This is a genomic window from Tropicimonas marinistellae, assembly GCF_001509585.1.
In the GTDB taxonomy this organism is placed as follows: Bacteria; Pseudomonadota; Alphaproteobacteria; order Rhodobacterales; family Rhodobacteraceae; genus Tropicimonas; species Tropicimonas marinistellae.
In genome coordinates this window covers 480,685-492,188 of record NZ_LNCI01000003.1, presented here as the reverse complement: position 1 = coordinate 492,188, position 11,504 = coordinate 480,685, and the positions used below count along the sequence as shown (strand labels likewise).

Here is an 11,504-nt window from a genome sequence, read left to right as displayed (position 1 = left end):
CCGGTGCCGCCCTTGAACGGAAAAAACGGCCAACGAACCGCTCCCCGTTCGGAGAGCGGTGCGCCGCGCCTTTGGACCTGCATCACCGTCAGGCGAAGCTGATGTCGTCTTCCAGATCGTTGATGTCGGAGATGTTCTTGAACACGAACACATCCTCACCGAAGTCCAGCAGAACAGTCGATCCGGTCTGCGTGCCATAGGTGTCCAGCACTTCGGCCGCGGTGAGGCCGCCACCCCAGAGCGCCTCTTCGAGGAGGATCGTGTCGATGTCGTCCTCGAAGTCCATAACCTTGTCCCGGCCGAAATCGGTCCGGAAAACGAAGGTGTCCGCTCCGTCGCCGCCAGTGAGGACATCTTTGCCGCGACCGCCGATGAGCGTGTCGTCGCCAGCGCCACCCATCAGCGTGTCGCCTTTCAGATCGCCGCGAAGGACGTCGTTCCCGTCGCCACCGTTCAACTCATCCTGACCGCGGGCCCCGCGCAGGACATCATCGTCGTCACCACCGTCGAGCGTGTCGTCGCCTGCACCGCCGCGCAAAGTGTCGTTGCCGGCGCCGCCGTCCATCGTGTCCGCACCGCTGTTGCCGCGGAGCACATCGTCTCCGTCGCCGCCGGAGACGTCATCATTGCCATCGTCGGCCTTGATCCTGTCGTTTCCGAGCCCGCCACCCAGTGAATCATCGAATGCGGTGCCGATCAGATCGTCTCCAAGCACCGTGCCCGTCAGATCTACCGCCTCCTCGCGCGGATCGAAGATCTGCGAACGGACCGCCGTGAAGGCGGTGTCGTCGCCGGTCTGGCTGTCGTCCGTCCAGGAGACCACAAAGCGTCCATCCGCAAGCACTGTGATACTTGGCGCTGTCTGATCTGAGGCTGTGGTCGTGTTGACCACGAACTCATCGTCCGCAGCGGTACCGTTGGCCTCGAACACCTGCGCGCGAATAGCAAAGCCGGAGGTGTCATCGCCGGTTGCGCTTTCGTCCTGCCAGGCGATCACGAAGCGCCCGTCCGCCAACGCCGCGACATCAGAAGTGCTCTGCTCGCCTGAGGTGGTCGTGTTGACGAGGATCTCACTGCCCGTTGCCGTGCCACTGGCGTCAAAGACTTGCGCGCGCACCGCAGAATCCGATGTGTCGCCCCCCGACACACTGTCATCCGTCCAGACAATCACGAAACCGCCGCCGGTGAGCCCGACGATACTGGGTTCGATTTGCTGGTTGGCCGTGGTCGTGTTCACCAGGAACTCGCTACCCGACTTCGTTCCGTCAGCATCGAACATCTGACCGCGGATCGCGAAGCTCGAGGTGTCTCCGCCAGTCTGGCTGAAGTCATCCCAGGTCACCACGAACTTCCCATCGGACAACAGGGTCACGTCGGGATTTCTCTGACCGTCCGTCGTCGTGGTGTTGACGAGGAATTCGCTGCCGGACTTGCTGCCGGTGTCATCGAATACCTGTGCCCGGATGCCGTAGCTGGAGTTGTCACCGCCCGTCAGGCTCGAATCCATCCAGGTGACAACGAACTCGCCATCTTCAAGCGCCGTGACGCTCGGCGTGATCTGGTTGCCGACCGTCGTCGTCGTGACGAGGAACTCGCTCCCGGATTCGCTGCCGTCGACGTTGTAGATTTGCCCCCGCACGGCATAGCTGTCGGTATCGCCACCTGTGCGGCTGTAGTCTGACCAGACGACGACAAAGCGGCCGTCGCTCAGCCCGGCAATCGAGGGCTCTATCTGCTCGTCCGCAGTGGTCGTGTTAACGAGGAATTCGTCCCCGGAGGTGAACCCCCGCGCCGTGAAAACCTGCGCGCGAATTGCATAGTCCGACGTATCGCCGCCGGTCAGGCTGCCATCTTGCCAGGTGACCACGAAGCGCCCATCCGCAAGCGCTGTGATACTCGAGGCGAGTTGTGAGCCCGCTGTCGTGGAATTCACCAGGAATTCGTCAGAGAACTTCGTGGGTGTAGACATTGTTCTGCCTGCCTTTAACTGCTTTTCCCTTTGGGAGCGCCAGAGATCGACGCAACATCACCGTTTCACCGGCCGATACAGCACAAGCAAACCGCGCCAGCACACGCAGTCTTTTTGTTGATGCCGCACAGCACCGACCGTCTCAAAAGCCTCCCACCCGCATTTGCCCAGCGATCATGACCCAAATGCGTGTCGTTTGTCATTGAACCCTCGACTAAAAACTTGGCAACCGTGACGTATGGTCATCACTTTTCAATCACCATGAATATTGCGCCGACGTGCAATTCGGTATCACGCGACCACCGATTGCACCTCCTCGGCCCTTCGGAATCCACATGTCAGGCAACGCAAATTGGCGGTGTCTCACCCATTTCTTTCGTCGCGAAGCAGCGCAATACTCCAACGCGACTGCCCCGTACCGAAGGACCACCGGAATGCACACGACCACGATCGAGACGTTGCTCGACGAGATGACCGTCGAAGAGCAGGTTTCATTGCTTGCGGGAGAGGACTTCTGGTCGCTCCCGCCAATTCCGCGGCTCGGCATCGGCAAGCTGCGCGTAACGGATGGACCCAACGGTGCACGTGGCGGCGGCGGTCTGGTTGACAATGTGCCTGCGGCCGCCTTTCCAGTCGGCATCGCGCTTGGCGCGAGCTGGAACCCTGCACTCACCGAGGAAGTTGGCGCGGCGCTGGCACAGGAAGTCCGCAGCAAGGGAGCACATGTGCTGCTGGCACCCACGGTCAATATCCACCGTTCCGTCGCCAACGGGCGCAATTTCGAATGCTACTCGGAAGATCCGGAACTCACCGCCGCGCTTCTGGTCGGATATATCCGCGGCCTGCAAGGCGCTGGTGTCGGCGCGACGATCAAGCACTTCGCCGGGAATGAAAGCGAAATCCAACGCACCACCATGAGTTCGGAGGTAGACGAACGCAGCCTGCGGGAGATCTATCTGCGCCCCTTCGAGGATGCGGTCAAGAAGGCAGGCTCCTGGGCGGTGATGTCCTCCTACAACCGCCTCAACGGCACCTACACGTCCGAGCATCCGTGGCTTCTGACCGATGTGCTGCGCGGAGACTGGGGGTTCGACGGCGTGGTTATGTCGGACTGGTTCGGTTCTCATTCGACCTCCGAGACGGTCAACGCGGGACTCGACATCGAAATGCCCGGCCCGACACGGGATCGGGGCGACAAACTGGTCGCCGCGGTGGCGGCTGGCGAGGTTTCCCCCGAGACGCTTCGCGCCCGCGCCGGCAACGTGCTGCGCCTGATGGCGCGCTGCGGCGCATTGCATGACACCGACCCGCATGAAGAGGTGGCAAACGATCTGCCAGCCCATCGGGCACTCATTCGCCGGGCCGGCGCGGAAGGGACAGTCCTGTTGAAAAACACGGGCGTGCTGCCGCTTGGAAAACCGGCGGCGAAGATCGCCGTGATCGGCCCGAATGCGCGTGAAGCACGCATCATGGGCGGCGGGTCGGCGCAGATCACCCCGCACTACATCGTCTCACCCTGGGACGGGCTGGCGGCGCGGCTGGGCGCGGAATCGCTTGCCTACGCGCCGGGCTGCACCAATCACCGCTGGGAGCCGCTCGCGAAAGCGGACATCACCGTTGACTTCTTCGCAAATTCCAACCTCGAAGGCGAGCCCGTCCACAGTGAGACGATGCGCGAAAGCCAGGCATTCTGGGTCCCGCCGATTGCCGGCGGCAAGGTCGATCCTCAGGATTTCTCCGCCCGACTGGCCTGGACCTTCACGCCCGAGCGCACCGGCCGCCACCGCTTCGGTATTCACTCGGCGGGCTACAGCCGGCTCTTCGTGGATGGCCGCTTGGTTGCCGACGCCCATGACAGCTGGACCGCTGGCCGTACATTCTTCGAGGAAGGGTGCGACGAGGTCGTGGGCGAAATCGACCTCGAGGCCGGACGCAGCTACACCGTGAGTGTCGAATTCGTTGCCCGAAAGAGTGAAATGCTGGCCTTTTCCGCCTTTCGTGCCGGCATCGGGCGCCCATTGGGAGATGCGGAAATCGCTGCTGCAGCCGAAATCGCCCGAAACGCGGAGACAGCGCTCCTTTTCGTTGGCCGGTCCGGGGAATGGGACACCGAGGGCAGCGACTTGCAAAACATGCGCCTGCCGGGCCGACAAGACGACCTGATCGCCGCAGTTGCTGCGGCGAACCCGCGAACCGTCGTTGTCCTGCAAACCGGCGGCCCGGTGGAAATGCCCTGGCTCGAGAGCGCAGCCGCCGTGTTGCAGGCGTGGTACCCCGGTCAGGAATGCGGCAACGCCATTGCCGATGTCCTGTTCGGAGACGCCGAACCCGGCGGCCGCCTGCCTCAGAGTTTCCCCGTCCGATGGGAGGACAACCCAACCCAGAGCCAGGACCCGGAGGTCTATCCGGGTCTGGACGGCAAGGTGCGGTACGAAGAAGGTGTCTTCATCGGCTATCGTCACTACGAGGCAAAGGGGATCGAGCCGCTATTCCCGTTCGGCCATGGGCTTGGCTATACCAGCTTCGCGCTTTCCGACATGGACCTGATACCCACGCCAGACGGGGCAGCAATCGACGTCACACTGGAAAACACCGGCGCGCGGCGCGGCAGCAGCGTCGTGCAACTCTATGTTGGTGATCGTCACGCGTCGGTGCCCCGCCCCGCGCGGGAATTGCGGGACTTCGCGAAGGAGACGCTGGAACCGGGCGAGCAGCGCCGCCTGCGGTTCGACCTGCCCGCGCGCGCATTTGCCTTCTACGATACGGACGCCAAGCAATGGCGTGTGGAGGCCGGTGAGTTCGAAGTCTCCGCGGGCTTCTCCGCAACGGATATTCGATGCTCGGTCACCGCTACGCAGACGGACGCGCTTCTGCCACGTTGAGCGAAGGTCAGGAAGCGATGACCCGCCCGGCATAGCACGGGCGGGTATCGGGCGGGAGGAGGAAGGAAACCCGCCAAGCGCTGCGACCGACGTACGGCCGGGCACCATCTCTCAAGCGTCGCGCGCCAATTCCTCGGCGTATCCACCGATCTTGCGGTAATCCGCGTAGATCGCCTCGTAGAGCTCGTGTGCCGCCGGATCGGGCGTGTAGACCCGCTCCACCGGGCTGTGCATGGCTGCCTTTGCCGCCTCGATATCCGCATACTGCCCGGAGGCCACCGCAGCAAAAATCGCCGCACCGCGGGCGCACGCCTGATCGGACTCCACGACGCTAATGTTTCGGTTCAAGACATCCGCGCAAACCTGCGATATCATGGGTGATTTTCTCGCGATACCACCGATACCGACGATATTCTTGACCGGGATACCTTCGCTCTCGAACCGCTCCACAATGGCGCGTGTTCCGAATGCCACGGATTCCACCAAGGCGCGATAGACCGACGGCGCCGTGGACCCAAGGTGCAAGCCCGCGACAATTGCGCGGAGTTTTTGGTTGGCGTCCGGCGTGCGCCGACCATTGAGCCAATCCAGTGCCCGCTCGCCATGCCCACCCGGGGGGAGCGTGCTGGCTTCGGCTTCCAGCGCGGGCAGTAGCGAGCCCTTGCGGCTGGAACTGTTCCGTCCCCATTGCAGCAATTGCTCGAACCAGGCAAACGCGTCTCCGAACGAGGATTGCCCGGCCTCGAAACCGATGTAACCCGGCATTGCGCTCCCCGGCACCTGGCCGCAAATGCCATGCACAAGCGTGTCACCAACCTCTTCGGGAGGCGCAATAAGGATGTCGCAGGTCGACGTCCCCATGACGCGCACAAGCGTATATGGCTCGATCCCCGCGCCCACTGCGCCCATGTGGCAATCGAATGCCCCCACTGCGACAGGGATTCCCGCGTCAATTCCGAACCGCCCGGCCCATTCCGGCGTCAGTTTGCCCGCTTCCTGGTCCGACGTGCGGGTCTCGGTGAAGAGTGGCATCGCGAGATTGCCGAGGCACGGATCGAGCGCAGTCAGCCAGTCGCGGTCCGGCAGGCCGCCCCAATCGGGATGCCAAAGTGCCTTGTGACCGGCTGCACAGACGCCCCGAACGATCTTGCTGGCATCGTCAACGCCTGTCAGCAACGCGGGGATGTAATCGGCCAACTCCACCCAGTTTGCGGCGGCACGGAATACGGTCGGGTTCCGACGCCCGACATTCAGGATCTTCGCCCAGTACCATTCGGAGGAATAGATCCCGCCGACATAGCGAATGTAATCCGGGAAGCGCCCCGTCGCACAAAGAGCGTTGATGTCGGCCGCCTCCTGCACCGAGGTATGGTCCTTCCACAGGATGCACATGGCGTCGGGGTCGGTGGTGAAGCCATCCTTCAGGGCCAGCGCGGTTGCGTCAGCAGCAACGGGCAGTGGCGAGGAACCTGTCGTGTCCACGCCGATTCCGGCAATTGGCGGCTTTTCCCCTCCCAGTTCGGCCAGCGCGCCGCGGACGGCGGCGGTCATGGCCTCCATGTAGTCGGCCGGATGTTGGCGGAACTGCTGGCGCGCGGGGTCGCAAAACCGCCCCTCCATCCAGCGCGGGTATTCGGCCACGGCCGAGGCGATCTCGTCGCCGTTCTCGGCACGGACAACAACGGCTCGAACGCTGTCGGAGCCGAAATCCAGCCCGAGAACGCAGGTGTCTCCAATCGCAGACATACTCGATTCTCCTCCAAAATAACCGGGCGGGCTTCAGGCCGGTGCGCCCGCCCCGTGTCATGGACAATTCTCCTCGTAATGCCCGACACGGCTCTTTCCTGTGGCAGCCGGCTCCCCTAGACTATTGAGCAGGGACATCAGCAACAATGCAGCATTCCGCTAGAGACATGGATGATCATCCAACAATCGATCCGAAGCAGGATCCGCAGGTCCGGCGAATAATCCGCAAGCTTGCTTTCATATCCGAACCTCCCAAGAACGACACACAGGTTGCCTCGCTGTTTCCGGGCTTCAATTTCGACGTTCGGCTGGTGGCAGGCATCACGCCGATCGAGAGGGGTGGTCTTCTCGACTTCTTCATTGACCGGCCGGAGGGACTGAACGGTTGGATCATCAACCTCACGGTCGACGGTGTCGGCCAAGTGTTTGACGGAGAAAATGAATTTACGGTTTCCCCTGGCGACCTTCTGCTCATTCCGGCAGGTGTTCGGCACTATTATGGCCGCCATCCCGACTCGCCGAAATGGTGGCACCGTTGGATCTATTTCCAGCCGCGCGCGTTCTGGAAACCGTGGCTCTCCTGGGAGCGGGAGACCGGCGGCGTCTTCCTTCTGCCCGACGGTGGCGAGGGTAGCTCCAGCGAGTTTTTCCGGCTGTTCGTTGAGGTGGAGAAGTGGTCGGTGCTGGACGATCCGCTTTCCATCGACCTCGCCTTCAACCGGCTGGAACACATTCTGCTGTCCGCTGCACGGATAGATCAGGCGACCAAAGCCGTGCCCATCAACATGGACGAACGCGTCCTTGCCGCGTGCAACCTGATCACGGAAAACCTGCACAAGCCGCTTACCGTGGCGCAGATTGCCGACCACGTTTGCCTGTCGCCATCGCGGCTATCGCACCTGTTTCGTAGCTACGTCGGAACCGGCCTATTGCAGTGGCGCGACGCGCAGCGCGTGCAATATGCGATGCAGATGCTGAGGATCACGAACGAACCAATCAAGTCGCTCTCCGTCATGGTCGGCTACGAAGATCCGCTCTATTTCAGCCGGGTCTTCCGACGTCATGCCGGAATGAGCCCCCGCACGTTCCGAGAACGGAGCATGCGGGTAACCAGCAACGAACCGGACGAAATGACCGCCGACAACTGACTTGCCGACGCAATTGCGACGGCATTGAGCTTTTCAGGCCGGACGGCAGGGCGCGAACCATGGACCCGCGCCCAAATCGGCGTTAGGCGCGAATGCCCTTGGCGAGGTGCCAGTAGACTTCGTTCGTCCGCAGATCCTGCTTGAACGTGGACAGTCGTGTGTCGGCGTCGATCACCGCAAGTTCGATCCCCGCAATCGTGGCGAAGTCTTCCAGCATCTCCGAGGTTACATCGTAGCTGTAAGCGGTGTGATGCGCGCCGCCGGCAAGAATCCACGCCTGCAACGCCGTTTTGAAGTCCGGCTCGCACTCCCAGACAGCGCGTGCCACTGGCAGATTCGGCAGGTCCGGATGTTCGACGGCATTCACCGCGTTCACGATCAACCGGAACCGGTTTCCGAGGTCGATCAGACTGGCGTTGACCGCCGGTCCCTTTCGAGAATTGAAGACGAGCCGGACCGGATCGTCCTTGCCGCCAATGCCGAGCGGATGAATCTCCACGCTGATCTTGCCCTCGGCAATGGATGGGCAGACCTCCAGCATGTGCGATCCCAGCACCTGCTCGGACCCCAACGTCATGTCGTAGGTGTAGTCCTCCATGAAGGACGTCGCGCCGGTGAGCCCGTGACCCATTACCTTCAAAGCGCGGACCAGCGCCGGTGTCTTCCAATCACCCTCACCGGCAAAGCCGTATCCCTTGGCCATCAACCGTTGGGTCGCGATACCGGGTAATTGCGTGAGCCCGTGAAGATCCTCGAAAGTATGGGTGAATCCCTTGAAGCCGCCCTCCTCCATGAACGCCGACAGCCCAAGTTCCTGCTTGGCGTTATAAAGCAGCGCGGCGTGGCGCTCGCCGTCCGGCGCAAGCGTGGGATCAACGTCATAAAGGTCCAAATACTCGGCCGCGCGCGCGGCGACATCCGCGTCGTCGATTTCGGCCATCCGGTCCGCGAGGTCCATGATTCCGTAGCCATCAACGGTGAACCCGAAAGCCATCTCTGCCGCGACCTTGTCACCCTCGGTCACCGCCACATTCCGCATGTTGTCGCCGAACCGGCAGAATTTCGCACCTTGCCAATCGTCCCAGGCCCGCGCTGCACGCATCCAGGCATCGACACGGTCCTGCACCTCCGGATCGGTCCAGTGTCCGGCCACGACCTTGCGGCCCAGCCGCATGCGCGTGTGCATGAAACCGCCTTCCCGGTCACCATGGGCGGCCTGGTGCAGGTTCATGTAATCCATGTCGATGGAATCCCAGGGCAGCGCTTCACGAAGCTGCGTGTGCAGGTGCAACAACGGCTTGGTCAGCAGGTTTAGCCCGCGTATCCACATCTTCGCGGGGGAAAACGTGTGCATCCACACGATCAGCCCACCGCACTCGGGGTCAGCCGAGGCGCGGCGGCACACATCGGCGATCTCGTCGGCGGTCGTCACCACCCCCGCGAACTCGATTGGCAGCACCAGACGCCCTCCGGCAGCGAGCCCCTCGGCCACCGTGCGCGCGCCCTCGCCCACCTGCGCCAGCGTCTCCGGCCCGTAGAGGTGTTGCGAGCCGCAAACGAACCAGAACTTCAGCGGATTCAGTCCAATCATGGTCTTGCCTTTCGATCTTCGGTGCGAAGCCTGCTCCGCACCACGTATCTCCTGCCGCACGGTTGCCCCGCGGATGCCCGTTTCGAGCGTTTACTTCTGGCCGTACCAGGCGTTCTTGCCGTGCTTGCGCTGGTAGTGGTAATCGAGCACGTAGTCCTCCAGCGGCTCCGGCGACGGCCCGGCCACGGTGACTGTCAGCGTCGCCATCTTCGCCGCCTCCTCCAGCACCACCGCGTTATAGACGGCCTCGCCGGCATCCTTGCCCCAGGTGAACGGGCCGTGGCCGGCCACCAGGACCATCGGAACGGCCACCGGGTCGAGCCTCTGGAAACGCCGGATGATCGCGTCCCCCGTTGCGGTCTCGTAGTCGCGCGCGACTTCTTCGGGTGGCAGCGGTGCCGTGCAGGGCACTTCGCCGGCGCAGTAATCGGCCTGTGTCGTTCCGAGGCAGGGAATGGCCCGGCGCGCCTGCGCCCATGCAACGGCATGGGTTGAGTGGGTATGCGCCACCCCGCCGATCTGCGGAAAGGCGCGGTAGAGCGCGGTATGGGTGCGGGTGTCAGATGACGGCTTATTCCTGCCCCAGACGACTTCGTTTTCGAGGTTCACGACGACCATGTCTTCGGCCGTCATCTCGTCGTAGGACACACCAGACGGTTTGATCACCATCAGGCCGCTGTCACGATCCAGAGCGCTGACATTGCCCCAAGTATAGAGCACCACGCCGCGGCGGTTGAGTTCGAGATTGGCTTCGAGAACCGCGTCCCGGAGGTCAGGCAGCATGTCGGCCGTTTCCTTTCATCCACGATCCGCCACCGGGCGTAAGGGCGGCGTGCCGTTTCGGTTTCATTTCCATGGTCGGGGCGCGTCGCTGAAAACGGGGAGGAGTTCCGCAACGCGCCCCGGGGTTGCCCCGGGCCCATGGGATCGGCCCGGGAACTGGTATGGGCTCAGCCGCCCTTTTTCTTGTTGTAGACGTCGAAAATCACGGCGGCGAGTAGCACCAGGCCCTTGATAACCTGCTGGTAGTCGATGCCCACCGACATGATCGACATGCCGTTATTCATGACCCCCATCAGGAAGGCGCCGATCACCGCGCCAACCACCGTGCCCACGCCGCCCGACATGGAGGCCCCACCGATGAAGACCGCCGCGATAACGTCTAGCTCGAAGGCGACACCGGCCTTCGGCGAGGCGGAGTTCAGCCGCGCGGCGAATACCAGTCCGGCCAGGGCGGCCAGCAGCCCCATGTTGGCAAAGGTGAGGAAGGAAAGCCGCTCGGTGTTCACGCCCGACAGTTTCGCCGCCTTCTCGTTGCCGCCAAGGGCATAGATGCGACGCCCGATCGTGGTCCGTCCCGTGATGAAGCTGTAGATCGCGATCAGCAGCGCCATGACGATCAGCACGTTCGGCAGCCCGCGATAGCCCGCCATCAGCCAGGTGAAGTAGTTGATTGCGACTAGGATCAGCGCGTTCTTGAACAGAAAGACCGTCATCGGCTCGTCAGGGGCCGCGATCCGGGACTGCGCGATGCGATTGCGGAAATTGGCGTAGACCAGATAGAGACTGATCGCGGCACCGAGCAGCAATGTGAGCCCGTGCATCCCGCCGATTGGCAGAATGTCCGGGATGAAGCCGGAGCTCAACCGCTGGAAGGCGACCGGGAACGGTCCGATGGACTGCCCCTGCAAAAGGGCCAAGGTCAGCCCCCGGAACACGAGCATGCCCGCCAGCGTGACGATGAAGGGCGGGATCTTGTGGTAGGCCACCCAGTAGCCCTGCATCGCGCCGATGGCGACGCCGGCCAGAAGGCAGACGATTACCGAAATGAAGACCGGCACCTCCCAGGAGACCATGAGAACCGCGGCCAGCGCGCCGATGAAGCCCACGATTGAGCCGACCGAGAGGTCGATGTGCCCGGCCACGATCACCAGCAACATGCCGATGGCCATGATCACGATATAGCTGTTTTGCAGCACAAGGTTGGTGATGTTGAGCGGCTTCATCAGGATGCCGCCGGTCATGATCTGGAAGGACGCCATGACGATGAGGAGTGCCAGCAGCAGGCCGTATTCCCGCAGGTTCGCCTTCAGGTAGCTGCCAATGGTCGTTTTCTTGCCCGCGTCTTCGGCCGCGGCCGGCGCGGCGGTGCTTGCCACGTCTTGCAT

Annotated in this window: 7 protein-coding genes; 2 read left to right on the top strand and 5 right to left on the bottom strand. The window is 62.7% G+C overall.

Annotated elements, in window-relative coordinates:
• Positions 1-88 precede the first annotated feature (88 nt).
• A complete protein-coding gene (locus tag ARC39_RS08550) occupies positions 89-1,969 on the bottom strand; it encodes a calcium-binding protein (RefSeq protein WP_068112971.1) in 1,881 nt (626 codons plus the stop codon).
• Positions 1,970-2,403: 434 nt separating this feature from the next.
• On the opposite strand from ARC39_RS08550, the gene ARC39_RS08545 reads away from it, so the two are divergent.
• Positions 2,404-4,851, top strand: coding sequence for a beta-glucosidase (locus ARC39_RS08545; protein ID WP_068112968.1), 2,448 nt, complete (start codon positions 2,404-2,406; stop codon positions 4,849-4,851).
• Between the two features lie 111 nt (positions 4,852-4,962).
• Here the strand turns inward: ARC39_RS08545 and ARC39_RS08540 are convergent, their stop codons facing one another.
• Positions 4,963-6,597, bottom strand: a complete 1,635-nt coding sequence (locus tag ARC39_RS08540; protein ID WP_068112963.1) for a ribulokinase — start codon at positions 6,595-6,597, stop codon at positions 4,963-4,965.
• 167 nt (positions 6,598-6,764) lie between these two features.
• Here ARC39_RS08540 and araC point away from each other — a divergent pair, with 167 nt between their 5' ends.
• Complete coding sequence (araC, locus tag ARC39_RS08535; RefSeq protein WP_068112960.1) at positions 6,765-7,745, top strand: arabinose operon transcriptional regulator AraC; 981 nt, start codon at positions 6,765-6,767, stop codon at positions 7,743-7,745.
• 82 nt (positions 7,746-7,827) lie between these two features.
• Here the strand turns inward: araC and araA are convergent, their stop codons facing one another.
• From araA to mmsB, 3 genes are all read right to left on the bottom strand, one after another.
• The gene (gene araA / locus ARC39_RS08530; protein ID WP_068112958.1) at positions 7,828-9,336 is read right to left on the bottom strand and encodes an L-arabinose isomerase; all 1,509 of its coding nucleotides are present in this window, start codon (positions 9,334-9,336) and stop codon (positions 7,828-7,830) included.
• A gap of 90 nt (positions 9,337-9,426) precedes the next feature.
• Positions 9,427-10,119, bottom strand: coding sequence for an L-ribulose-5-phosphate 4-epimerase AraD (gene araD / locus ARC39_RS08525; RefSeq protein ID WP_068112955.1), 693 nt, complete (start codon positions 10,117-10,119; stop codon positions 9,427-9,429).
• A 167-nt stretch (positions 10,120-10,286) separates the two neighbouring features.
• On the bottom strand, positions 10,287-11,504 hold the full coding sequence (mmsB, locus tag ARC39_RS08520; RefSeq protein ID WP_068112952.1) for a multiple monosaccharide ABC transporter permease: 1,218 nt from the start codon (positions 11,502-11,504) through the stop codon (positions 10,287-10,289).

Bases quoted from the DNA above. Each gene is read 5' to 3' on its own strand.
- ARC39_RS08550 (WP_068112971.1), bottom strand. From the start codon at position 1,969: ATGTCTACACCCACGAAGTTCTCTGACGAATTCCTGGTGAATTCCACG.
- ARC39_RS08545 (WP_068112968.1), top strand. From the start codon at position 2,404: ATGCACACGACCACGATCGAGACGTTGCTCGACGAGATGACCGTCGAA.
- ARC39_RS08540 (WP_068112963.1), bottom strand. From the start codon at position 6,597: ATGTCTGCGATTGGAGACACCTGCGTTCTCGGGCTGGATTTCGGCTCC.
- araC (WP_068112960.1), top strand. From the start codon at position 6,765: ATGGATGATCATCCAACAATCGATCCGAAGCAGGATCCGCAGGTCCGG.
- araA (WP_068112958.1), bottom strand. From the start codon at position 9,336: ATGATTGGACTGAATCCGCTGAAGTTCTGGTTCGTTTGCGGCTCGCAA.
- araD (WP_068112955.1), bottom strand. From the start codon at position 10,119: ATGCTGCCTGACCTCCGGGACGCGGTTCTCGAAGCCAATCTCGAACTC.
- mmsB (WP_068112952.1), bottom strand. From the start codon at position 11,504: ATGCAAGACGTGGCAAGCACCGCCGCGCCGGCCGCGGCCGAAGACGCG.